The sequence below is a fragment of the Sodalis glossinidius str. 'morsitans' genome (assembly GCF_000010085.1).
Lineage (GTDB): Bacteria > Pseudomonadota > Gammaproteobacteria > Enterobacterales > Enterobacteriaceae > Sodalis > Sodalis glossinidius.
Genome location: NC_007712.1, coordinates 2,632,850 through 2,655,250 on the forward strand (window position 1 = coordinate 2,632,850; position 22,401 = coordinate 2,655,250).

Consider the following 22,401-nt stretch of genomic DNA (forward strand, 5'->3'; position numbering starts at 1 on the left):
GTGGTGAGGTATTGTTCAAGAGCGCTGCGCTAAACTCCTCCCCTTCCGCCCACGGCGGAGCAGCCAGGATCGCAGGGCCACCTCCTTTGCGACAACGTCATTCCACGGTCGCCCGCTCGGCGGGCTATAACAATAAGTCACGACTGCACCCATGAAATTTCTTCGCTTTACACTGCCGCTCCACTTCCGTTTACCCAGTTCCATCCGCCTTATGCCGTCAACAGGTGTGTCGTGGCGGATAACGGCGGTTCGCGCCAACCTCTACGTCCTGTTCGCCGTTTATGTGTTATCGGGAACCTTTGGCCGCTTTCCCTGGAAGGCGGATGAGCCTTATTCCTTTGCTATCGTTTGGAACGTAGTGAACCACGATCGCTGGCTTATTCCCTACATCGGCGACGACCCGTTCATGGAAAAGCCACCGCTGATTTTCTGGCTGGGCGCGCTGTGCGTACGGCTGTTCCCGTGGTTGGCGCCCCATGAGGCATCACGGCTGGCGGTACTCGTTTGTCTGGCGGTGACGCTGTGGGGGTTTTGCCATGCATTAAAGCGGCTGTACGCTGAAATTCCGCAGCCGCGGCTGTCGGCGCCGGCCTGGCGTTTTTGCGGCATCGCCCTGCTGGTGGCCAATCTTGGCCTGGCCGAGCACATTCACAAATTCACCGCCGACCTCGGGCAGCTCGCGGGCGCAATGGTGGCGCTGGCGGCATTGATGAGTGCGGTCTCGGCCACGCACACGCCGTCTTTCTGCCGAACGCTACGGCACGGCGCCGCGTTTGGTTCAGGCTGCGGGATAGCGCTATTGTCGAAAGGATTGCTGATGCCGGGTGTCCTGTTCGCCACCTGGGCTTGTTGCCTGCCCTGGCTGCTAACCTTGCGCGGGCGGCGTGGCGTGGCCTTTCTCCTGTGCGCTGTCCTGGCGCTACTGCCCTTTGCGGTGCCCTGGCCGCTAGCGCTGTACGCCTCGGCGCCGGACCTGTTTTATGAGTGGTTCTGGGTCAACAATGTCGGACGGTTTGTCGGCTTTTCCTCGCTGGGCGGCCATGATAACCCGCTGCTGGACAGAGTATTTGCCGTCGCGTTGGCCGGCGCGCCCGCTTCATTGCTGTTGGTAAAAGGGGGAATAAGCGGCATGGTGGCGATAGCCCGCCGTACGCTGTCACACCGCGGCTGGGAGGGCCAACCGGGGGCCGCTTTGCGGCGCTACCCGGCGCGATGGGTAGTGGCGGTCTATGTTGCGGTCGGCCTGACGACGCTGCTGTCATCAGGCGCCATGCGCGACATCTATCTGATGCCGTTCCTCCCCGCCATGGCGCTGCTGGCGCTACCGCTGCTGCAGGCCGGCAACGCGTGGCAGCGGCGCGCGGCCCGCGCGCTGGACGGGATATTCCTGTTGCTGCTGCTGGTTATCATCGTCACCGCGCTGCAGCTTATCTACACCGGCACGCCGCGGTTGCTGCACGGGATGTGGCCCGGCATCGACCATCAGCTTCCCCTCAGATTTTGGCTGCGGCCCGATGGGACAAGCGTCGGACTTGCCTGCCTGGCGCTGGCGCTGTGGGCAGGTGTCGCCTGCCACCGCCGGCCGGAACTGTTGCGTTCCTGGGCAGCCGGCATGACGGCAGTCTGGAGCGTAGCGCTGCTGTTATTGCTGCCGTGGCTGGACGCCGCGCGCAGTTATCATCAGCCTTTCGTGCAACTGCGGACGCTTCTGGCGGCGCCGAACTGTCTGGCGACCGATGGTCTGGGCGAATCGGAGCTCGGCATGCTGCACTATTTGACCGGCGTGGCGGGTCGGCGCATCTATGCCGGCCATTCGGGTGAGGGCGAACCGGGCCACATGAATGCGGCCGCGCTCGGCTGCGATTATCTGCTGGTGCAGCAGGCGCGGGAAGAACGCGACGCACCGCCGGCGCCGTCCTGGCGGCGGATTTGGTCCGGCCAGCGGCCCGCGGACGATCGCTTGTTTATTTTATATCGCGCGCGGCGCGGCGATGCCCATGCCGCTCCTACCGCGCTACCCTAGTTGCCGGCGCGGCAGCCCGCTTGAAAATGCCGGCGCGTCGCCGCTGGCGGCGTCACTATGAGCGTGTGAATCAACCATAATCCCTCACCCTGTCGTTGGCGGTCAGGCGTAACCTGACCTGCCCCGTGACCCATCAGGCTCAGGCGCTGTCCAAACTGATGATGGCGCCGCGTTGTAATAACCGCTTCCGCAATGCCGCCGCCGGGAGCTGCCGCTTCGCCGGTGGCGAAACAGGTGGAGGTGATACGCCGCGATTCGCGCACCCCTACCTGATTGCCGATTGCAACGACGTACGCGCGGGCGCAGCCCGGCACCGACTGACGAAACCAGCCGGCAATGTGCACTTCACGGGCGGAACTCTTCTGGCCGGGCGAAGCGCCGTTTTGCTCAAGATAGTCGACCAGGCGCTGAGCAAACCCTGCCACCACCTGATGCCCTTCCCGATTGTGAAAGCCGGCGCTGTGTTCCAGTAATTGCACCGCCAGCGTACCGCCGACGCTGCCCGACGCGTCCACCAGCAGCGTGCGGGCGCCTTCCTCCGCCGCAGCGACGCCGGCCGATCCCGCGCCCACTACCAACACATCGATAGCCACCGGCTGACGGGATTGAAGAGACTGTGTCATTGGTTTCTCCTTTATACCGGCAGGCACCGGCGCAGCGTGATGCCATACATCAACGCCGAAATCATCGCCATCGCTCCCGCCACCACGATCGCCGGCACAAAGCCTCCAAAGCAGTCGATAACGATACCGGTAACAATCGGGGAGCAGGCCCCGCCGAGGAAGCCGCCGAAGTTTTGAATACTGCCCACCGAGGCGACCAGGCGTTTCGAGGTAACGGCCTCGGCGGCCAGCGTTCAGTAATTACGGAAGACAGGCTGTAAGTGAACATACCGAGCGTCAACAAGGCTACCGCCAGCGCCGGCCCGGTAGAAGCGGCGGTGACAAACATCGCCAGCGCGGTCATCATCGCGGCGCCCGCGATGGTATAGCGCCGCGCCTTAAACGGATCCACGCAGCGCACCACCAGGCGGTCTGAGAAACGGCCGCCGATCATAAGCTGATATAAAACCAGAAAACATATTGCAGGCAGAAGCCTGCCAATCACCATATACCAGGTGGAGGCGAGGCATAGCGGAACAACCGGCTCCATTCGTTAAGCGACACCCTGCCTGCTGCACCGCAGGGGTGTCCTGGCGGTGCTGCTGGCCGGCGGTGATATAGCGCAATTCATCCCGGTGTAGCCACGGGGGCTGTTCGGGTTCCCGGTAGATCACCAACCAGCCCAGCAGGGCCACGAAACCAAATACCCCCATGATGATAAACATCGCCGGCCAGCCGAAGTACTCCATCAAGAGCGTAGACACGGGCGGCGCCAGCGCCAGCCCGACCTGAGTGGCGGCAATATAGGCGCTGGTGGCCGCCGCTTTTTCCTTCTCCGGGAACCATTTATCGGTGGCCTTCAATGCCGCAGGGAACAGCGGCGCCTCACTCATCCCCAGTGCGATGCGCAGACCGATAAAACCGCCGACGCTGCGGGCGAAACCGGTCAGAATAGCCACCACCTACCACAGGCCCACCGCCAGCGCCAGCTTGACGCCGAAATGGCACCGCCCAACCAGTGGGTAAATTCATGATGGCGCAAGGCCAGACAAACGCCGAGAGCACCTCCCCATCATGGCGTTGCTACAGATCCTGCATGATTTGCGGCGCCGCTACCGAAAGATTGCCCCGATCGAGATAATTGGTGATAGTCAACAGCGCGATAATGCCGATGATGACCCAGCGCAGGTTATGCCCTTTGGGCCGGGGTAGATCCAGCGGTGCCGACGGGGCATCCAGGGCATGATCATGTGCCGTGTGCGGCGGATTCGCCGCGGATGAAGTTGACGCGGCGGGCTGTTTGCGCCAGTCACACGTGAGTGTCGCGTGGTAAGATTTCATCGCCGTAGGCCTCCATCGCGCCCGGGTACAGGGGGCGCTGGGTTATTTTATTATTAATGCCTGCGTCTTAGCGGGACGCAGGCCGGAGCGGCTAACTCATCAATTGATCAAATGCCTGTTTGATTTCGCGTTTCAACGCCTCGCTAACGAGCTGCATGGGCGGACGCGGCTGAAACAGCGGCACGCCCTGGAACGATTGGATATATTTGAAGCAGGCCGGCAGATTATCGTGGGGTAAGGTGTTCCACAGCTTGGCAAGACGGAAATGTATATCCCGCGCCGGGGCGTGATCGTTTTGCTCGACGGCTGTGAACATTTTATGCACGACGGACGGCACCGCGCTGGTTAACGCCGAAATCGCCCCCTGGCAACCCAGGGCAAAACCGCGGTACAGCAGCGCATCCACCCCGCTGACGATGATCTTATCCGGACAGCTGAGTAACAAATCCGACAAGGCTTTCAGATCTCCCGAGCTTTGTTTCATGCCGACCACACCCGGCACTTCTTCCATGATACGGCTCATCAGCTCCAAGCTGAGATAGTTCCAGGGAATAACGTTATAAATCAGAATGGGAATGCCGGTGGCGTCATAAATCTCGCGGAAATGGCGCACGGTGGCGTCGGTATCAGGCTTGAACAGATAATGTACCGGCGTTACCTGAAGCGCGTCGAGCTTCATGCCTTCGAGCAATTTCACCCGGGCAATGGCCTGCCGGGTGCTGTTGACGATAAGACCCACCACAAACGGCACACGGCCATTATTGGCATCATACGCCTCGGTCATCGCCTGCTTGAATTCCTGGTCCGAGAGGGTATGGCCCTCGCCGGTACTGCCGCCGACCACGATCGCGCTGGCGCCTCTGTCGATAATAAAATCAATTTGCGGCTTTAAACCGCCTTTCACCAGTTTGCCCTTTTCATCAAACGGCATGGCGATGGGTGGTAGGACGCCGTGCAGTTTCGCCGATCATTTTCACGATACGGTGTCCGGCGGCGACTGGCTGTGTGAGCAGGACGTGGTCGATACCTTCGTACGCGACTGCCCACGGGAGATAATTCAACTGGAGCAATGAGGCTGCCCCTAGAGCCGCAGGCCGACGGCTCCGTCAACGTCCGGCGCTTCGGCGGGATGAAAATCGAGCGTACCTGGTTTGCCGCTGATAAAACCGGCTTCCACATGCTGCATACGCTGTTTCAGACCTCGCTGCAATTTCCCCAAATTCAATGCTTCGATGAGTATTTCTACTGGATATGTTGGTGGACGAGGGTCAAGCTCGCGGGCTGGTGGCTATCAACATGATGGAAGGCCAACTAGTACAATTCCGCGCCAATGCCGTGATTCTGGCGACCGGCGGCGCCGGTATGGGTATGGGGCGTTCCCCTGCGCGATATGGAATTCGTGCAATACCATCCGACCGGCCTGCCGGGTTCAGGTATCCTGATTACCGAAGGCTGCCGCGGCGAAGGCGGCATCATGGTCAACAAAGACGGCTATCGCTATTTGCAGGATTACGGCATGGGGCCGGAAACCCCGCTGGGCGAGCCAAAAAACAAATACATGGAGCTGGGCCCGCGGGACAAACTCTCGCAGGCCTTCTGGCATGAATGGCGCGCCGGCCGTACTATCGCCACCTCACGCGGCGACGTCGTACATTTGGATCTGCGTCATCTGGGCGCCAAAAAGCTGCAAGAGCGGCTGCCGTTTATCTGCGAGCTGACCAAAGCCTATGTGGGCTTCTATCCTGTCAATGAGCCGATTCCGGGTGCAGGGACTGTACGCGGTCGGGGAATGGTCGGTCTAGACGGCGCTAACCGGCTGGGCTCCAATTCGCTGGCAATGCAAAAAACCATTGATAAACTCGCCGAGTTGAAAGACCGGTTTAAACGGGTCCGGATACAGGATACCAGCAGCGTCTTTAAACCGATCTCTTGTATGCACTGGAGTTGCAACACGGCCTGGATGTGGCGGAATGCATGGCGTATTCGGCCTTTCACCGCCGGGAATCACGAGGCGCGCATCAACGTCTCGACGAAGGCTGCACTGCCCGCGACGATGTCAATTTCCTGAAACACACCTTAGCGTTCGCCACCCCTGACGGCGGCGTGCGGCTGGATTACAGCGACGTGAAGATCACTACCCTACCCCCCTCTAAGCGGGTTTACGGCAGAGAGGCGGAAGCGCCGGCCACCGTGAGTAAGGAGGCCAACCATGGCTGACAAGCACCCGTTGACGGTACAAATCCAACGCTACGATCCCGAAAAAGATCGCGCCCCGCAATGGGAGAGCTATCCGGTACCCTGGGACGAACAGACGTCTCTTCTCGATGCGTTGGGCTATATCAAAGATCACCTGGCGGCGGATTTGACATTCCGCTGGTCGTGCCGGATGGCGATATGCGGCTCCTGCGGCATGATGGTCAATGATGTGCCGCGGCTGACCTGCAAAACCTTCCTGAGCGGATTTCCAGCACGGCCTGAAGGTGCGGGCGCTGGAGAATTTCCCTATCGAGCGCGATCTGGTGGTGGATATGAGCGCCTTTATGGAAATTTTATTGGCCATCCAGCCCTGGATTATTGGCAACAACCGCACGCCGGAACAGGGCGCCAACGTGCAACCGCCCACGCAAATGGCGAAATACCATCAATTTGCCGGCTGCATTAACTGCGGACTATGCTATGCCGCCTGCCCGCAATTCGGGCTAAAGCCGGAATTCATCGGGCCGGCGGCTATCACCCTCGCCCATCGCTACAATCTGGACAGCCGCGATAAAGGCCAGCGTCAACGCATGGCGCAGCTCAACGGCGAAAATGGCGTGCGGCGCTGCACCTTCGTCGGCTACTGCTCGGAGGTTTGCCCGAAGCACGTCGATCCTGCCGCGGCCATCCAGCAGGGCAAAGTGGCCAGCAGAAAAGATTACCTGATTGCCACCCTCACCCCGCAGGGAGACTGACCAATGATCCATGCAACCAAACGCAGATCGTATACGCCGCCGATGACCGGCAGTTGGTGGTGCTACTTGGGTTTCTACCGCTTTTACATGCTGCGCGAAGCGACGGCGATACCGACAATCTGGTTTAGTCTGGAGCTGATCGGCGGCGCCGTGTGATGCTTAACGGCGGGGAAGCGGACTGGGCGCGGTTTATCGCCTTCTTGCAGCATCCGCTGGTGCTGTGTTGAATATCGTCTCGCTGATGGCGCCGCTGCTGCACACCGTAACCTGGTTTCAGTTGGAGCCGAAAGCCAGAATTATCGTCGTGGGCGATCACAAACTGCCGCCACAGCCGATCGTTATGGGTTTATGGGTCGTCACCGCCCTGTTTAGCCTGGCGCTACTCGCTTTCGCCTATTTCTACTGAGGGGAGATGCTTCGTGAAATCTAGTCCAAAACACAGTAACGAACCGATTTTCTGGGGGCTGTTTGGCGCCGGCGGCATGTGGACCGCGATTGTCACACCGGTCATGCTGCTGCTCGTGACACTGCTGCTACCACTCGGCCTCTATCCTGGCGCCGCGCTCGACTATACGCGCATAGCGGTCTTTGCTCAGAGCTGGCCCGGGAAAATCTTTCTCCTGCTGATGGTCATTTTACCGCTCTGGAGCGGCTTTCATCGGCTGCATCATTCATTGCACGATCTGAAAATCGCGCGCCGTCGGATAAGCTTATTTGTTACAGTCTGGCGGCGCTGGTGGCCATCGTGCGGATCTAGCGCACCGCGCGTAAAACGTAGCAGGCGCTCTTGCCGCCGCCACAGCGTCATTACCTCGCGCGTTGCAGACCATTACACGCCGACGTCTTCGCAATTGCCACCCCGCGTTCGTTCCCCGGCCGATACCGCGTGGGCGCGCGACCCTCCGCGCACTCTGCGGGCAAGGTGCTGCCCTCGCCCTACCTTTTCGTCGTTTCGTGACTATACTGACGTTTCGCGTCGCTCAGCGCCTTGGCGCGAATGGGGGGTTCCGCCTCAGCGGGTGTGGGGGTGTCATAGGGTGCACGGCACAAGCGCGCCGTGGCGCAATCGCCGCGCGCAGGCCGTGTAGCGGTAACTGTCAAAGCAAAAGGAGCGTTTGGTGGCTCACCGGGATGAAGACCTGTTAACGTTTTATCGCAGCGAAATACAATGGCAAAGTGGCTTACTCTCCAGAAAGCTGAATGCTTTCATCGCGTCACAATCATTTCTGGTTATCGCCTACGCCACCTCGATAAGTTCGCTGGTCGGCAAATGGAAAAACCCCTTTACCCTGTTGTTTCCACTTTTGCTCAGTGTTTTGGCGCTTGTGCTGATTTTCCAGACCTGGCCGGGCATCCGCTAGGCCTATGCGGAACTCAAGGGATGGCAGGAATGTCAAGATCGCCTGCTGTTCAACCACCAGGAACTGGGCGATTACGACCTCTATCTTGCGGAGCGACGCGCCGAAAACGCCACGGCCTACCCCGGCACCGCCTGGAAATACTTTCGCCAGGACGTACTGTTTCACCGCCACGCGCCGTGGGTTTTCCTCTGCGTATGGAGTTATCTAACGCTGCTACCGTGGGGACTGTTTCTGTTCAGCTAATATGCCTTCTTGCCCCGGCGGCTATCAGCCCGGGCACATACCAAGGCTAAGCGGCAACGTCACCGGCTGCTGCATGCCTTGACCGTCGCGCAGGATGGGGATCAGGTAATCGCATAAAAACGTTGCCGACGCCTCATCCTGGTCTGCGGAAGGCGCCAGGCGGAATCGTTCAATATCGGCGCTCTCGCGCCGGATCAATTTCATCATCGGCAAACAATGGCCGTAGACGTCCAGGATAAAATTTTGCAGTCCCGGCTTTGGCCCGCGATAAGTAAATTGAATATATTCACCTGCCTCAAGCGCAATGGGCTGCCCCTGACGCATGCCGTCGGTCAGGTATTGCGGTTCTACCGCTGTGGTATAGAACACTTCCTGACGATCTTCTCGTGCCTTGATCGCCTGTGTGGCGACAGACCGTAGAGCACCGGCGGTTTGGTTGGCATCGCGGCCAGGAACTGGCGCCAGAAATGCGATCGCAAATTGGTGCGATATTCACTCAGTTGCTCCAGAGTGCAGGTATAGCTTTGCGACGTTCCGATAAGCGTCATCACCTGCAAGGTAACGAATTCCGCCTGGGGCAAAGGCCGGCTATCGAACCGATACGGCGGGTACATGCCCAAGAAATGCCATTTACGCGAACGGCGATAAAGCGCCGGCGTTTGTATAAATTGTTTTTTAAAAGGGCGGGTGAAGGTTTGTTGCGAATCGAAACCGTATTGCAGTGCGATATCGGCTACCGATCGGCTGGTGAGCCGCAACGCCAACACGGCCCGCGAGAGCCGCCGTGCCCGGATATAAGCGCCAATCGCCTGCCCGGTCGCCAGCTTAAATTTACGCTGCAGGTGCCACTTGGAATAACCCGAGCGCTCAGCCACCCTATTCAGCGTCAACGGCGTATCGAGATGCCCTTCCAGCCAGCTCAACAAATCTTGGATAATACCGGCCTGATCCATAAAATACCCTCAAGTTCCTTGCAAGTTTTGATGTCATCCCACCGCATCCGCCTGAGATGCACTGATATCGCCGGAAGCTTTATAACACTTATGCTAATAATAACTCAATGAAACTACTGGCATAAAATGTTTGCATTCTGTAACTTTTCTGTACCTAAACATTTACTGCGTATTTTAAGTTAACCCGGAATTCGGTTAATGACAATTTGTGCCGAAAATAACTCGGAATAATTGCGACTTTCCAAATATTAATGCTGTTTCGATTACAAACGCAGGATGTGATGTCAGAGGATATATGTTTGTTTTTGAATGTGATAAATTGTTTAATATTAATACATACTTTCGTCGATTTATTGTTTGATAGTGCAAATGAATTAATTCCGAAAATATTTATTTAAGTTAATCCGTGCGGTTTTTAGAAATTAATGCGAAATCAAGCATCGAATGCGATTTTTGTTTATCCATGCGCCAGAGGGTTGCCGCGGGTGCGGCGATGCGGGCAGCGCCGACGCTCACGCCAGGGGTGTCACCAACGCGCGGATGCTGCGCCAGGCGGCGTAGGAAAGCGTTAGCGGAAGGAATTAACGGTTTCAGGATTATCGGTAAAGCGGCGGAAAATTTGTAACGTTTCGTCACTGACGTGATGCTCAATCCCCTCCGCGTCGCGGCGTGCGGTTTCGGGGCTGACGCCCAGCGCCAGCAGGAAGGATTCGACAATCTGGTGACGCATGCGGCTTTCGTGAGCCAGGGCTTCTCCCTCGGCGGTGAGAAAAATGCCGCGATAAGGCTGTTGCTCCACCAGTCCCGCCACCACCAGCCGTTTAAGCATTTTGGCTACCGTCGGTTGTGAAACGCCCAGCCGCGCCGCCAGATCCACCTGGCGCGCTTCGCCGCAGTCGCGGATCAGATCGGCTATCAGCTCAACATAGTCATCAATCAGCTCCCGCCGATGCGCTTCACGCACCTGCAAGAATCCCTGTACATACTCTTTCACGTCCACCAAGGGCGTAAGTTCGCTGGACAGTGCGGATGAATCATCCTGGGTCATGCTTGTTCCTCGTTATGTCATGGCCAACGGTCCCGCGCGGGCGGGACAGGCACATTATGGCTAAGTATTGTAAACGAAGAGCGGTCGAGTACAAAATTTTGAATTAATTTCTTTTGCTATCTAATATAGCCTATGCTATATCTGTTGATTATGCCGGCACCGCGCCGGCAAGGCACCGACGACAGGTCGCCCCCCCCCCCCCCCCGACGCGTTTGGGCCAGCAGCGTGGCATAGGGGTCTGCAAGCTTGATGCCCGCTACAGACATGATTGCCGCTTTTTCAGACGTTAACCGCAACCCGGGAAATCGCCATGACCACGACATCCTCTGCTCGCCACGTTTTCACCCGCTCGCCTTTTACGCTGCGCCTGATGCTGGCGGGAATGCTGGTCGCGCTGTTCACCGGCAGGTCGCGGGGGATGCGGCAGAGGTGCACTCGATCACCCGACCGGGCGCGGAGGTGCATGATTATCAGCCCACACCGCGGGATATCGTCAAGACGCAAAAGGCGGATTTGATCTTATGGAATGGCATGAACCTCGAACGCTTGTTTCGCCGCTTCTTCGACCAATTACACGACGTGCCGTCGGCGGTTGTGACCAAAGGCATAGAACCTATGCCAATCCGCGACGGCGGTCCAACGACCGCGTCAATCCCCACACCTGGATGTCGCCCACCAATGCGCTGGTGACGTAATATCCGTCGGGCGCTGGTGAAGCACGATCCCGCCCATGCGGCCATTTACAACCACAACGCCAAGCGTTATGCCGATGAAATCAAGGCGATCGATGCCCCGTTGCGCGCCCGCCTGGCGAAAATTCCCGACGAACAGCACTGGCTGGGTCACCAGCGAGGGCGCATTCAGTTATCTGGCGCGGGACTACCGGCTACGCGAGGTCTATCTCTGGCCGATCAATGCCGACGAGCAAGGCACTCCGCAACAGGTAAAAAATGTCATTGATACCGTCCGTCGCTACCGTATTCCGGTCGTGTTTAGCAAAAGTACCATTTCCGATAAACCGGCGCGCCAAGTCAGCCAGGAATCCGGCGCCCGCTAGCTACGGCGGCGTGCTGTATGTGGACAGCTTGTCCACCGCCGACGGGCCGGTGTCTACCTATCTCGACCTGCTGCTCACCACCGTTGACACCATCGCCAGCGGGTTTGGCCAAGCGCCCCCGCGGCGGTATACCCGCGCACCCACCTGGCGGTGAGCGGTCTGACGGTCACCTATCATAATGGACATACCGCCCTGCGCGACTCCGGCTTCACGCTTGAGGGCGGCACGCTGTGCGGGCTGCTCGGCGTTAACGGCAGCGGTAAGTCCACGCTGTTCAAAAGTATCATGGGAATGGTACGTCCCAGCACCGGCCTCATCCGCCTCAACGGGCTGCAGGTGGCGGTCGCCCTGCGGGAAAATCAGGTGACCTATATCCCGCAAAGCGAGGACGTCGACTGGCATTTTCCGGTGCTGGTGGAGGAGGTGGTCATGATGGGTCACTACGGCAATATGTCGTGGCTGTGTCGCCCGTCGCGCGAGGATCACCTGGAAGTGGATCGCGCGCTGGCCCGCGTGAGCCTGACCGCGCTGCGCCGGCGACAGATAGGCGAGCTGTCCGGCGGCCAGAGAAAGCGGGTATTCCTGGCGCGGGCGCAGCAGGCGCGGATACTGCTGTTGGATGAACCCTTTACCGGCGTGAACAGCCAGACCGAAAGCACCATCATCGCCTTGCTGCGCCAACTGCACGAGGAGGGGCATCTGGTGCTGATTTCCACCCATAATCTTGCCAGCGTGCCAACTTACTACGATCGGGTGGTACTGATTAACGGCGGCGTAGTCGCCGCCGGTCCGCTGGAGAAAACCTTTACCGCCGACAACCTGAGCCGCGCCTTCGGCGGCAGTTTGCCGCTGCAGATCCTGACGGGAGCGCCGGCGGATGCTTGAGTGGGCGCTGGAGCCACTGCATTATGCCTACATGCGTAACGCGATTTGGGTCAGCGCGCTGGTGGGGGCATCCTGCGCGTTTTTGTCGGCGTTTGTGATACTGAAAGGCTGGTTGCTGATGGGCGACTCCTTGTCCCACTCGGTTATGCCGGGCGTTGCGGCCGCCTATGCGCTGGGTCTGCCCTACGCCGCCGGCGCTTTTGTGACGGGCCTGCTGGCGACAGGAACGGTCTGAGCGGTGTTGTCGTGCTTTTTGGTCCTCAAAGGCTGGTCGCTGATGGGCGATGCCATCTCCCATGCGGTACTGCCGGGGATCGTACTGGCCTTTGCCGCCGGTGTTCCCCTGGCGGTAAGCGCCTTCGTGGCGGGGTCTGCTGTGCGCAGGGCACCGGCTATATTCGCGATCGCTGCCGGCTGAAAGAGGACACGGTGATGGGCATACTCTACACCGGTATGTTCGGTTTCGGTCTGGTGCTGTTCACCCGTATCGATACCGACCAGCATCTCAATCATATTTTGTTCGGCAACGTACTCGGCATTTCCCCGCGCGAGTTGCTGCACACCCTGTTGATTGCCGACGTAGTCACCCTAGTCGTGCTGCTTAAACGGCGAGATCTGGCGCTATTCTGCTTTGATGTGGGTCAGGCTACGGTGTTGGGACTGCGCATTCCGCTTCTGCATTATGGGCTGCTGTGCCTGCTGGGACTGACCGTGGTGGCATCGCTTCAGGACGTCGGCGTCATTTTGGTGATCACCATGTTGATTACCCCCGGCATCACAGCGTTGGCGCTGCTGACCGCCGCCGTCGCCAGCCTCAGAGGCACGTTGCTCAGTTTTCATTTCGACGCCGCCACCGGTCCCTGTATCGTGCTGGTTCAGAGTCTGCTGTTCGTACTGGCGGTAGGCTACCGCCATATCACCGGCCGGCGCCGCGCAAAACTGCTCTCCCGGGGAGACGCGTCCCATACAGACTCTTTAGAGGCAGTCCGGCACGGAGGCGTTATCCTGCCCGCTCCGCTGTAGCCCAATGAGTTAACAAAGGTGTTTCGCTTCAGCCCGCAAAAGCCCGTTCGACGGCTAAATATTTTGCGCACGTTGCCGATAGTGGAGCGTAAGTTGGGTTTTCGCGCCCGGCACCCTTTTCCGGTCGAAGTGCTGCGCACGTTTATGGGCCGCAGTAAGCAAGAGCGCGCGTCGGGTTACTCGCCGGGCTGGCGGCGTTCCGGCCTTACAGCTCAGGAGATAACCATGAACGAAAGCGTGCAAGCCCCCCGTAAAACCGGCAGCCAGCGACGTACCCGCGTACGGGGTATCGACCGCACGTTGCAAATTCTCGACTGTTTACAAAACCGGCAGTGCCCCATCACGACCTATGAAGTAGCAAAAGATCTCGCGGCCCCGTTATCCAGCATTTATTCATTGGTTGAGGTACTGGTGGCGAATCGTATACTGGAACGTGATGAAACTGGCATGATTTGGCTGGGCGCGCGGCTTTACCGCTACGGACTCGCCTATGCGCGCGTCCATGGACCGCTCGGGACGTCGGCTGTCGCCACGGCAAAAGGCACGTCGGACGCCATCGCTCTCCACGGGGACGAATACGTCAAGGCCGGCGCCGCCGGCACGCCCTGTGCTGAAACACCATCAGAGAGTTGAATCGCCAGGGCCCGCGGTGAATATCGCTTGCACCGGGGGTCCCGCCTAGGGCAAACGCGACGGCCTTCCCTGAAGGCTGACCGTACGCGGCGCTGGGATTTCCCGACCGGCGCCACCGCTTAAGGGTAGCGTTCCGGGGAGAGTTTCCTTAAGATGATGCATCGGCAGCCTGCCGCGACGGGCGATTTCACCTTTTGCTGTCATTTTCTCTTATAGGGCTCACATCAATGGAAACGATTCTCAGACATCTACCGGTCAATCAACGCGTGGGTATTGCCTTTTCCGGGGGTCTGGATACCAGTGCCGCACTGTTATAGATGCGTCAGAAAGGGGCGGTGCCTTACTCCTACACCGCGAATCTCGGCCAGCCGGACGAAGATGACTATGACGCTATTCCGCGCAAGGCCTTAGCCTACGGCGCTGAAAAAGCCCTTCTGATTGACTGTCGCAAGCAATTGGTGGCGGAAGGGTTGACCGCCCTGCAATGCGGCGCATTTCACAACACTACCGCCGGCGTGACCTATTTCAATACAACCCCGCTCGGCCGCGCCGTCACCAGCACCATGTTGGTGGCAACGATGAAAGAGGACGGCGTCGATATCTGGGGTGACGGCAGCACCTATAAAGGCAATGATATCGAGCGTTTTTATCGCTACGGCCTGCTGACCAATGCCGAACTAAAAATCTATAAACCCTGGCTGGATACCGACTTTATCAATGAACTCGGCGGCCGTCAGGAGATGTCGCAGTTCATGACCGAAGCCGGTTTCGATTACAAAATGTCGGCCGAGAAGGCTTACTCCACCGACTCCAATATTCTCGGCGCCACCCACGAAGCGAAAGAGCTTGAGTATCTCAACTCCAGCGTGAAAATCGTCAATCCCATTATGGGGGTTAAATTCTGGGATGAGCAGGTGCAGATCCCGGCTGAAGAAGTGACCCTGCGCTTAGAGCGCGGTCTGCCGGTGGCGATCAACAGCCAGAGTTTCAGCGATCAGGTGGCGCTGCTGCTGGAAGCCAACCGCATCGGCGGTCGTCATGGACTAGGCATGAGCGATCAAATTGAAAACCGTATTATCGAGGCGAAAAGCCGCGGCATCTACGAATCCCCGGGCATGGCGCTGTTGCATATCGGCTATGAGCGTCTGGTCACCGGCATTCATAACGAAGACACTATCGATCAGTATCACGCCAACGGCCGCCAGCTGGGCCGCCTGCTGTATCAGGGCCGCTGGTTCGATCCGCAGGCGCTGATGCTGCGTGACGCGACCCAGCGCTGGGTCGCCAGCGAAATAACGGGCGAGGTGACGCTGGAACTGCGCCGCGGCAACGACTACTCCATTCTGAATACCGTTTCCGACAATCTGACCTATATGGCGGAGCGCCTCACGATGGAGAAAGGGGAATCTACCTTCTCGCCGGAGGATCGTATCGGTCAGTTGACCATGCGCAATCTGGATATCACCGATACCCGCGCCAAGCTTATCAATTATATTGGCACCGGCCTGCTTTCCGCCACCGACGACAGCGGAGTACCCAAGCTTGAGGATAAGCACGGCAACTAAACCCGACCGCGCGGTCCGCCAGCTCATGCCGCCGCAGCGGTGTCTTAACCGATTTTGGGGTCATTGGCTTGACGGCACGGATGACCCCGTTTCGCTCCCACCGCAACGCATCACCGTCAGTGTCGGTGACTCGCGCCTTTCCGCCAACGGCACCCTTTAGCGACAAAACGTTTCCCGCTGGCGTCCTCTTTCTCTTAATGTTTCCTTCGCTGCGCCGCCGCCCAATAGCTGCGGGGGAATGTTTCGTTGCCATCGTTAACGTCCGGCACATGTCTTGCTGACTTGATCGACGCAGATTAAGCGTCTATTCCTAGCTTACGCTTATCCCATGAGGAACCGCAGGCATGAAGATTGGCCGCCATTCCCCCCTGTTGCCGCCTGCCTCCAGCGCCAACCCATCGGTCACGCGGCAACAGAACGAGCCGCAGGCCGTCCCGGTCGCGTTATCCCGCACGCTTTCCTTACCGTGCTTTCCCCAAGCGTAAAGGCCCCTTATTTAGCGCCAGCCGCGCCGCCGGCCGGCGTTACTCCCTTCGCCCTGCCCCGCACGCTGCTGCCGTCGGCCACAGGGTACGGCAGGTCAGTCCATCGCCAAACGACCGCGCTCCGCTTCCTGGAAAGGCGCGGGTGACGGTTTACCCCTTGCAGGACATGCTCGATGACAGCCGACGCGTGCTGGAATACTACCTCACGCATCACCTGCGCTATGCCGATCGTCCCTGCTCTGGCCACAAACGTTCCATACGCTTTTCGGCGGCAAACGCTGCGAGGCCAGCGGCCAAAACACCTTGGACATCGCGCTGGAAGTCGCCCAGGGCATTAAGCGCCGAGGGTTATTGGATGGCTTGGCCGGGCATGCCCTCGTTCGGGACATCGTACGTCGCGACCTCCACTATCGCCGCCGGACGGCGGACTCACCGGCGCAGTTGGCGCGGTTACTGCTCAATCTCGATCTGATCAACGGGGTACTCACGGTGGGCAAGGCACACACGCTCAGCGGCCGGCTTTTCACTTCGCCCTCCTCTGAGGCGTTGAACGTCATCGTGTTTGCGGACCATCTCTATTTGCTGGATGCGCCGCACCGCCACTATCAGCACCTGACGCTGCCCTGCGAGACGCAAAGCCTGACAAGTACGCTACGGGCATTTCTGCCGCAAGCGGAGCAGTCGCCGGCGCCGTATTTCCATTTGCACCATATCGGTTTCTCTAACGCCTTATCGGTGCTGCCAATAGCAGAAGTAAACGATAATTATTTGCAACATGACGCCTGCTTCTTATGATTGTCTTTTACGCAGCAAGGAGGAAACCGATCATGGGCGAGAAAACAATTACGACGCCATGCTGCATCGCCGGCGGCGGACCGGCTGGCTTGATGCTCGGCTATTTATTGGCGCGCTCGGGTATCGTGGTCATGGTGTTGGAGAAACATCGTGATTTTCTCCGCGACTTTCGCGGCGACACCATTCATACTTCTACGCTAACCATTATACATCACCTGGGATTGCTGGAGGGGCTGCTGGCGTTACCGCATCAAAAAGTGACAACGCTGCGCGGCGAGCTGCAGGGTAAAACGTTCACGATGGCCGATTTCAGCCGTCTCCCCGGCCGCTGTCAGTACATGATGCTGATGCCGCAGTGGGACTTCCTTAATTTTCTGGAGGAGCAGGCGGCGATGCTGCCGGGCTTTACGCTGCTGCGCGCGACCCGTGGCGTTTCGTTGCGCCGGCACGAGGGGCGGGTAGTCGGCGTCAACGCCGAGGACGACGCCGGCGCCCTTACCATCACCACCCCGATGGTGATAGGTACCGACGGCCGCCGCTCGATGGTGCGCGCCGCCGCCGGGTTGCAGGTTGAGAATTTCGGCGCCCCGCGCGACGTGATGTGGATAAAACGGCCTAAGGAAGCCGCCGACGCCGGCTGGGCCAGCGGCCACGGCGCACTGCGCTGTCCAGGGGAGCAATATCGCGCATCAGCGCCATCGCATGATCCGCTACCGAGGTGTCATTGGTGCCGCGGCCGTGGGTGACGCGAATGCCGCGCGCGGCGGCGGTCAGACAGACGCGCTCATAGCCTACCCCCAGGTAGCAAATCAGGCACAGCGCAGGCAGCTTCGCCATATCTTGCGCGCTTATCCCGAGCGACCCTATCGTCAAGAGGACGTCAATTGCGCCCGGATCGAACGTCTCATTCTCGGTGTTATCCCCCACCGCGCTCAATACGGGTTGCAGCGGCCCGTCGGGCCAAATCGGGCCCGTGTGATCGGTTCGCGGCGCGAGATACAGCGTGATCCCCGCGGCGGCGAATCCCTGCCGGTATGCCGGTGGAATATCAATGTGTGATAACAGGCGGACAGTCATAGCAAAACTCCATGCGGAAAACCTCATCCGACGCCTTCGGTGGCGTCATCTCTCTTAGCACGCCTTTAACGCCGGCGCCGTAGCGGGATGACCCGCATCAAACGGCGGTGCCGGGGCATATTCAAGCCCCAATTGAATGGCCTGCGCCACGCGCTCTCCCGCCACTTCTGCCACCACCGTCAGGGCAAAATTTTGAGCAATACCGCCGGGCGGACAATTTCGTCGGCATGGATATGGCGCGCAAATTCATACAAATGGGCTATACGCTCGCACACCGTTATACCAATCATCAGGGCGGCAGGAAATACGATGCTGACCGTGTCGTCAAGCCGCGTGTAAACGATCTGGTTTAAAAGCTATTGGGATCGCCTGCGCGCCGACGAGGATTATCTGCGGCGGAAAAAAGCCCATCAGCAGCATTATGGTTAATGGCGCTGAGCAGGCTTCCCCCCACCTGCGCCCTCGCCGCAACGCGGCAGAGCAGTCTATGCAGGTATCTAAAGGACAAGATTAATTGAGAGAAGCAACTGTCTTGAACGATAAAATTATAGAGAAACGTGATGGTACGATTCATCCCACTCTTTGTTCTTTCTGAGCATCGTGTTCAGGATAGTCAGAAGTTTACGCATACAGGCAACCAGCGCGACTTTTTTGGCTTTTCCCGCTGCAAGCAGCCGCGTATAAAATGCTTTTATCACCGGATTAAAGCGGGTTGCGACAAGTGCAGCCATATAAAGCGCTGTTCGGACTCCGCCCCTTCCGCCAAAGATGGTTCGCCGGCCCCGCATGGTACCCAAGTCCCGGTTTATGGAAGCAACGCCTACAAGCGCGCTGATGGCTCGTCTCGAGAGGCTACCCAGGTCGGAAACCTCCGCCAGCAACGCTGCAACCGTCATCATACCAACCCCTTTAATACTGCTCAGTCTGGCAGCCAGCTCTTTGAAGTGGTTCCTGATGTGCAAGAACCTGAAGCTCCGCATCCGGCATGGCACGGATAAAGCGTTCCCACCCTGGATGTCGATTAATGACCTCCGCCATTTGTGCAAGCACCCGTGCATCAATACGGTCCGTTTTTGCCAGATAGCCCATAGTGCGGGCAAAGTCACGAGCCTGTCTGGGATTGACCACCGCGACGTCAAAGCCTTCAGCCTGAAACAAGCAGGCCACGGCAGCTTCAAGTCCACCAGTGGCCTCTATCAGAACCAACACCACCGGATACTTTCTCAGTTCATCAGTAATAGCATCAAAACCGTCCGTCAGAGTCATTACTGACCGTAAACTGAGCAATATCACTGCTGGCAGCAATGTCCAGTGTCGCTTTAGAAACATCAATTCCCACAAAAAGTGGATTTGGCAGACTCATTATTACCCATCCTTGCAAATACGTTATGGAGTACGGACAACTGTTCGGGTTTCAGATGAGTGGCTCAGTATAGGCGTCATTAGCTTCTCTACGGGCTATAAACCCTGGGATGAATCAGACTACATACACCTTGACAAATCTATTCGCCGACTCTGGCGCTTTGTACCGCAAGCAAATCCGTGGCTTGTTGCCTGTCCGTTGCCTTCGCCAATAACAGCAGGTAGATGAGGTAATACAGTTCAGCCTCATCCCCTTTGACACCCTTGAGGCAACGTGGGCGATGAGATGCCGCCACCGCCAGCAAGACGTCCAGCTTTTTTTCGGTGATTTCCGCTACCAGCGCCGGGGCGTACACCGAGAGCAGGGTTTGGGCTTTCTCAATGGTTAACATTTCACCACCTCCGCACTACTTCAGGTCAACGCGCAGGAGGGCGTCTTTCTGCAACACCTCCAGCTCCACCACCTTGCAGTAGCACGGTACGTAGACATTGATATTGCGAGCCTGAGCGGGGAGTGCTGTAAAGGCCACGGGAACACGGTTACACAGGATATCGTTGCGGATAGTGCCGATAACGATACTGCCCTTGCCACTTTTCCCCGCGGCGTTGAGTTCATTGGCCTTCACAAACTCGATACCCGGATTCGCTTGTTTGAGCGCCACCAGTACGGTCAGGTTGGTATTAGGATTGCTTAGTGTGATGCTTATGTCGTCATACAACGCCTGCGGCAGCACAATGTGCGTCACCGGGAACACCCCACCTTTCAGGTTCCAATGCTGGTTGATGAAGCTGGTGATTTTCGCCAGCGCCGTTTTCGTCCCTACACTGTCTTCAATAGTGGTGAACGGATACGTCAACAGCCCCTGCATCGCATAATCAGCATCGCCGTAGACACCGATAGTGGCGATTTTCCTGTCCATCTCCTGACGCACATAGATGGCCTTGTCGGTGGGCAGTTCGAGACCATTCGCACGTACTTTTTCCAACTCAGGTACCGAGTAGCAGTAGCTGGCACCGAGCAAATGAGCCCGAGTGGCGTGTGCGTTTAAACCGCGGTCAATGGTCGGCAAATCATCCGCATTATCGCTGATGATTTTCGGCTCGCCTACGGTAAAACCGTCGGTCAACGCGAAGGAATCCGCCCAGTTTGCCACCTCGGCTTTAACGGGAATTAATTTCTACAACGGTGTCAACATCGGCGTGTAGTCGATAACCCGCTCACGTGTGACATACAACAACGCCGCAAGCTCTTCCAGCGTCGACTCATCGTTACGGGCAAAACCGGCCACCGCACCGCGCAGGATGTGAGTGTCATACTGAAAGATGCTGTCCTGGCGCATCATTTGGGTAATGGTCATGCTGGATCTCCTTTATCGCCTTGCGGCCCTCTATCGCCTTTCTCACCTTTGGGGCCTTGCTTGCGCCATGCTCACCGCGTCCAGCGAGGCATGGAAATCGACCTGCGCAATCCGGGTGTCGTTAGCCGATGGCACAGCATCCGTGACCAGACGTGCGTTAGCCACCGCCTTGCCGCTGGCAGCAAGCTCCCCCGTTGCCGGGTCATAACTCACCTTGGTCTCTTTTTTTACTTCCTCGCCTTCTTTCACTTTCACCCAGATACGCCCCATTTGCATCGTGCCAACACAGGTCTGTTTCGGGTAGTAGCCGAGGGCATTGGTCTGTTGGCGTACGGAAACACCGCGCAGTACACCCTCACCACCGGCCTTCACTTTTCCGTTCGCTTCGGTGACGAAGACACCAAACGGTACATTTTCAGCCGCACAGTGGGATATCACATCTTTAAACGCAGTATCCGCAATTTGGCCGGGTAGCCCTTTGTATTGTGATAATTCTGCCATCGTCTTATTCCTTTGTTTCGCCATTCATTTTTGCCACCATCGCGGCCTGTCGTGCCGCCAGTGACGCGATGTCTAGACTGTCTCCACGGCGTTGGGGGACAAACTGTTTTTGCTGGCTTTGGGCTGGCAATTGCAGGCTCATATCGAACACCGCATCGACGTACTCGACGCTGTCCGAACGAAAATCGAAGCGGTCACCGTGAATTTTCTTCACGATAGCTTTTTTGATGTCCGCATCGCTGGAATCAGCCTTCACCTCAACCCCCTGCGCCTTGGCCGTGGTTTCCAGTTCAATACGCACCTTGGCCTGTTTAAGCGCGTCAGCCCTGATTTGAGGTTGTTCCTCCTTGAGCTTGTTGTGTTCGGCGTCCAGCGCATCGAAACGCCCTTTTAACGCCTCACCGTCTTTTTTTACCGTCTCAAGCTGCTGCAAAAGCCCCGTTTTTTCGGCTTCATCCGCACGGGCTTTCGCCTCAAGCTCGCCGATCTTCTTCATCGCTTCTTCAAGCGTCATGGTGATGTCCTCGTCTTCATTGATGGCGTCTGCCCTGTCGAGATTGAGCCGTGCATTACCCGCACGTCCGCGCCCGACGATTGCCAGATGGTTAACCCGGATATTGCGCTGGATACAGTCGTAGTGCTGCCCGTTGACGTCGCCGGGTGTGTCGTCGATATCGCACAGATAGCCCAGAGATAACTCCTTTTTGCCTTTTGCTATCGCCTCCGGGTTGTGGATCACGATATCGGCAACCACGTTATCCCCGTCTCTGCGCCCCTCAGACAAAATGGCCCCCGCCACCCAGCCGCCGGCATTACTGGCGGTCACATGGCCTTTATGGTCTTCGGTGATGGGTTTGCCTTTGAGGGTGGCAAGAGACTGGGGGTGAAAAACTTCTTCGGGCGGGCGATACTCGAATCGGGTCGTGCCGTCCCGGTTGCGGTAGGGGAATATTCCCGTTCGCGTCAATACCGGGCTGTCAGCAATAAACCCCTCATCAGTTCGCCGCGCCACGATCTCCGTTCGGTCGTAGCGTTCTACTGTCATTTTTTCCTCAATGGTACGGCCTGGTATTTCGCAAAATCAACGTCAGCGCTCAGCCCGTGTTGCATCAGGTCAGCAAGTTCGGGGATGATCGGC

20 protein-coding genes and 12 pseudogenes are annotated in these 22,401 nt (G+C 58.0%); 17 read left to right on the top strand and 15 right to left on the bottom strand.

Features of this window, described 5'->3' with window-relative positions; genetic code table 11:
- The first annotated feature begins 151 nt into the window (after positions 1–151).
- A complete protein-coding gene (locus SGP1_RS13885; protein ID WP_011411365.1) occupies positions 152–2,023 on the top strand; it encodes an ArnT family glycosyltransferase in 1,872 nt (623 codons plus the stop codon).
- On the opposite strand, the gene SGP1_RS13890 is transcribed toward SGP1_RS13885, so the two are convergent.
- The 5 genes from SGP1_RS13890 to SGP1_RS13900 all read right to left on the bottom strand — a co-directional run bounded on the left by SGP1_RS13890 (position 2,020) and on the right by SGP1_RS13900 (position 4,897).
- Positions 2,020–2,646: an FAD-dependent oxidoreductase gene (locus SGP1_RS13890; protein ID WP_011411366.1), complete on the bottom strand. Its 627-nt coding sequence runs from the start codon at positions 2,644–2,646 to the stop codon at positions 2,020–2,022. The two genes, SGP1_RS13885 and SGP1_RS13890, sit on opposite strands and share 4 nt — an antisense overlap.
- 11 nt (positions 2,647–2,657) lie before the next feature.
- Positions 2,658–2,834 carry an MFS transporter gene (locus SGP1_RS29885; protein ID WP_148203516.1) on the bottom strand — a complete coding sequence of 59 codons (177 nt, stop codon included), beginning with the start codon at positions 2,832–2,834 and terminating at the stop codon, positions 2,658–2,660.
- Between the two features lie 189 nt (positions 2,835–3,023).
- Positions 3,024–3,584, bottom strand: coding sequence for an MFS transporter (locus SGP1_RS24400; protein WP_158302400.1), 561 nt, complete (start codon positions 3,582–3,584; stop codon positions 3,024–3,026).
- Positions 3,585–3,708: 124 nt separating this feature from the next.
- Positions 3,709–3,966, bottom strand: coding sequence for a hypothetical protein (locus tag SGP1_RS24405; RefSeq protein WP_050747688.1), 258 nt, complete (start codon positions 3,964–3,966; stop codon positions 3,709–3,711).
- Positions 3,967–4,057: 91 nt separating this feature from the next.
- Positions 4,058–4,897, bottom strand: a complete 840-nt coding sequence (locus SGP1_RS13900; RefSeq protein WP_050747689.1) for a dihydrodipicolinate synthase family protein — start codon at positions 4,895–4,897, stop codon at positions 4,058–4,060.
- Between SGP1_RS13900 and SGP1_RS35200 the strand changes: the two are divergent.
- The 5 genes and pseudogenes from SGP1_RS35200 to SGP1_RS29890 all read left to right on the top strand — a co-directional run bounded on the left by SGP1_RS35200 (position 4,896) and on the right by SGP1_RS29890 (position 8,278).
- Positions 4,896–6,183: pseudogene (locus SGP1_RS35200) on the top strand (FAD-binding protein). The gene SGP1_RS13900 and the pseudogene SGP1_RS35200 sit on opposite strands and share 2 nt — an antisense overlap.
- Positions 6,176–6,917, top strand: a pseudogene (locus tag SGP1_RS13910) (succinate dehydrogenase/fumarate reductase iron-sulfur subunit). Before SGP1_RS35200 ends, SGP1_RS13910 begins: the two co-directional pseudogenes overlap by 8 nt.
- Before the next feature lie 3 nt (positions 6,918–6,920).
- A pseudogene (gene frdC, locus SGP1_RS13915) lies at positions 6,921–7,323 on the top strand (fumarate reductase subunit FrdC).
- A 13-nt stretch (positions 7,324–7,336) separates the two neighbouring features.
- A pseudogene (frdD, locus tag SGP1_RS13920) lies at positions 7,337–7,674 on the top strand (fumarate reductase subunit FrdD).
- A 361-nt stretch (positions 7,675–8,035) separates the two neighbouring features.
- Positions 8,036–8,278 (top strand): hypothetical protein, encoded by a 243-nt coding sequence (locus tag SGP1_RS29890; RefSeq protein ID WP_148203517.1) that lies wholly within the window; start codon positions 8,036–8,038, stop codon positions 8,276–8,278.
- Positions 8,279–8,545: 267 nt separating this feature from the next.
- On the opposite strand, the pseudogene robA reads toward SGP1_RS29890, so the two are convergent.
- Together robA and mntR are read right to left on the bottom strand one after the other, a co-directional pair.
- A pseudogene (gene robA / locus SGP1_RS13930) lies at positions 8,546–9,474 on the bottom strand (MDR efflux pump AcrAB transcriptional activator RobA).
- A gap of 568 nt (positions 9,475–10,042) precedes the next feature.
- Positions 10,043–10,522: a manganese-binding transcriptional regulator MntR gene (mntR, locus tag SGP1_RS13935; protein ID WP_011411370.1), complete on the bottom strand. Its 480-nt coding sequence runs from the start codon at positions 10,520–10,522 to the stop codon at positions 10,043–10,045.
- Between the two features lie 264 nt (positions 10,523–10,786).
- Here mntR and SGP1_RS35205 point away from each other — a divergent pair.
- From SGP1_RS35205 to SGP1_RS13975, 10 genes and pseudogenes are all read left to right on the top strand, one after another.
- Positions 10,787–11,275 (top strand): annotated as a pseudogene (locus SGP1_RS35205) (metal ABC transporter solute-binding protein, Zn/Mn family); the annotation flags it as partial.
- Positions 11,276–11,309: 34 nt separating this feature from the next.
- Positions 11,310–11,579, top strand: coding sequence for a metal ABC transporter solute-binding protein, Zn/Mn family (locus tag SGP1_RS35210; RefSeq protein WP_279379388.1), 270 nt, complete (start codon positions 11,310–11,312; stop codon positions 11,577–11,579).
- A 19-nt stretch (positions 11,580–11,598) separates the two neighbouring features.
- Positions 11,599–11,733 carry a hypothetical protein gene (locus SGP1_RS35215; RefSeq protein WP_279379389.1) on the top strand — a complete coding sequence of 45 codons (135 nt, stop codon included), beginning with the start codon at positions 11,599–11,601 and terminating at the stop codon, positions 11,731–11,733.
- Positions 11,730–12,464, top strand: a complete 735-nt coding sequence (locus tag SGP1_RS13945) for a metal ABC transporter ATP-binding protein (RefSeq protein ID WP_148203518.1) — start codon at positions 11,730–11,732, stop codon at positions 12,462–12,464. The genes SGP1_RS35215 and SGP1_RS13945 overlap by 4 nt, the downstream gene beginning before the upstream one ends.
- Positions 12,457–13,484: pseudogene (locus SGP1_RS13950) on the top strand (metal ABC transporter permease); the annotation flags it as partial. The gene SGP1_RS13945 and the pseudogene SGP1_RS13950, both read left to right, overlap by 8 nt.
- 21 nt (positions 13,485–13,505) lie before the next feature.
- On the top strand, positions 13,506–14,120 hold the full coding sequence (locus SGP1_RS24410; RefSeq protein ID WP_148203519.1) for a helix-turn-helix domain-containing protein: 615 nt from the start codon (positions 13,506–13,508) through the stop codon (positions 14,118–14,120).
- 227 nt (positions 14,121–14,347) lie between these two features.
- Positions 14,348–15,685 (top strand): annotated as a pseudogene (gene argG / locus SGP1_RS13960) (argininosuccinate synthase).
- Between the two features lie 344 nt (positions 15,686–16,029).
- Positions 16,030–16,170, top strand: a complete 141-nt coding sequence (locus SGP1_RS30825; RefSeq protein ID WP_158302401.1) for a hypothetical protein — start codon at positions 16,030–16,032, stop codon at positions 16,168–16,170.
- 303 nt (positions 16,171–16,473) lie between these two features.
- Complete coding sequence (locus SGP1_RS13970) at positions 16,474–16,965, top strand: hypothetical protein (protein WP_011411371.1); 492 nt, start codon at positions 16,474–16,476, stop codon at positions 16,963–16,965.
- A 32-nt stretch (positions 16,966–16,997) separates the two neighbouring features.
- Positions 16,998–17,711, top strand: a complete 714-nt coding sequence (locus SGP1_RS13975; protein ID WP_050747692.1) for an FAD-dependent monooxygenase — start codon at positions 16,998–17,000, stop codon at positions 17,709–17,711.
- 13 nt (positions 17,712–17,724) lie between these two features.
- Here SGP1_RS13975 and SGP1_RS35720 read toward each other — a convergent pair.
- Positions 17,725–18,069: pseudogene (locus tag SGP1_RS35720) on the bottom strand (hypothetical protein); the annotation flags it as partial.
- A gap of 45 nt (positions 18,070–18,114) precedes the next feature.
- Positions 18,115–18,249, bottom strand: a pseudogene (locus SGP1_RS29900) (DJ-1/PfpI family protein); the annotation flags it as partial.
- Between SGP1_RS29900 and SGP1_RS27690 the strand changes: the two are divergent.
- Positions 18,228–18,471: pseudogene (locus tag SGP1_RS27690) on the top strand (DUF4385 family protein); the annotation flags it as partial. The pseudogenes SGP1_RS29900 and SGP1_RS27690 sit on opposite strands and share 22 nt — an antisense overlap.
- A gap of 116 nt (positions 18,472–18,587) precedes the next feature.
- Here SGP1_RS27690 and SGP1_RS13990 read toward each other — a convergent pair.
- The 6 genes and pseudogenes from SGP1_RS13990 to SGP1_RS14015 all read right to left on the bottom strand — a co-directional run bounded on the left by SGP1_RS13990 (position 18,588) and on the right by SGP1_RS14015 (position 22,308).
- Positions 18,588–19,405, bottom strand: a pseudogene (locus SGP1_RS13990) (IS110 family transposase).
- Between the two features lie 139 nt (positions 19,406–19,544).
- A complete protein-coding gene (locus SGP1_RS13995) occupies positions 19,545–19,796 on the bottom strand; it encodes a hypothetical protein (RefSeq protein ID WP_041867022.1) in 252 nt (83 codons plus the stop codon).
- 15 nt (positions 19,797–19,811) lie between these two features.
- A complete protein-coding gene (locus tag SGP1_RS14000; protein WP_011411373.1) occupies positions 19,812–20,558 on the bottom strand; it encodes a major capsid family protein in 747 nt (248 codons plus the stop codon).
- Between the two features lie 24 nt (positions 20,559–20,582).
- A complete protein-coding gene (locus tag SGP1_RS14005) occupies positions 20,583–20,762 on the bottom strand; it encodes a hypothetical protein (RefSeq protein WP_041867023.1) in 180 nt (59 codons plus the stop codon).
- 42 nt (positions 20,763–20,804) lie between these two features.
- Positions 20,805–21,263 (bottom strand): structural cement protein Gp24, encoded by a 459-nt coding sequence (locus SGP1_RS14010; protein WP_041867024.1) that lies wholly within the window; start codon positions 21,261–21,263, stop codon positions 20,805–20,807.
- A gap of 4 nt (positions 21,264–21,267) precedes the next feature.
- Positions 21,268–22,308 carry a DUF2213 domain-containing protein gene (locus SGP1_RS14015; protein WP_011411374.1) on the bottom strand — a complete coding sequence of 347 codons (1,041 nt, stop codon included), beginning with the start codon at positions 22,306–22,308 and terminating at the stop codon, positions 21,268–21,270.
- Between the last annotated feature and the right edge of the window lie 93 nt (positions 22,309–22,401).

Coding starts and splice junctions, on each gene's coding strand:
- SGP1_RS24405 (WP_050747688.1), bottom strand. CDS start 3,966: ATGAAATCTTACCACGCGACACTCACGTGTGACTGGCGCAAACAGCCC.
- SGP1_RS13890 (WP_011411366.1), bottom strand. CDS start 2,646: ATGACACAGTCTCTTCAATCCCGTCAGCCGGTGGCTATCGATGTGTTG.
- SGP1_RS14010 (WP_041867024.1), bottom strand. CDS start 21,263: ATGGCAGAATTATCACAATACAAAGGGCTACCCGGCCAAATTGCGGAT.
- SGP1_RS13995 (WP_041867022.1), bottom strand. CDS start 19,796: ATGTTAACCATTGAGAAAGCCCAAACCCTGCTCTCGGTGTACGCCCCG.
- SGP1_RS13975 (WP_050747692.1), top strand. CDS start 16,998: ATGGGCGAGAAAACAATTACGACGCCATGCTGCATCGCCGGCGGCGGA.
- SGP1_RS13885 (WP_011411365.1), top strand. CDS start 152: ATGAAATTTCTTCGCTTTACACTGCCGCTCCACTTCCGTTTACCCAGT.
- SGP1_RS14015 (WP_011411374.1), bottom strand. CDS start 22,308: ATGACAGTAGAACGCTACGACCGAACGGAGATCGTGGCGCGGCGAACT.
- SGP1_RS35210 (WP_279379388.1), top strand. CDS start 11,310: ATGCCCCGTTGCGCGCCCGCCTGGCGAAAATTCCCGACGAACAGCACT.
- SGP1_RS30825 (WP_158302401.1), top strand. CDS start 16,030: ATGAAGATTGGCCGCCATTCCCCCCTGTTGCCGCCTGCCTCCAGCGCC.
- SGP1_RS13900 (WP_050747689.1), bottom strand. CDS start 4,897: ATGCCGTTTGATGAAAAGGGCAAACTGGTGAAAGGCGGTTTAAAGCCG.
- mntR (WP_011411370.1), bottom strand. CDS start 10,522: ATGACCCAGGATGATTCATCCGCACTGTCCAGCGAACTTACGCCCTTG.
- SGP1_RS14005 (WP_041867023.1), bottom strand. CDS start 20,762: ATGACCATTACCCAAATGATGCGCCAGGACAGCATCTTTCAGTATGAC.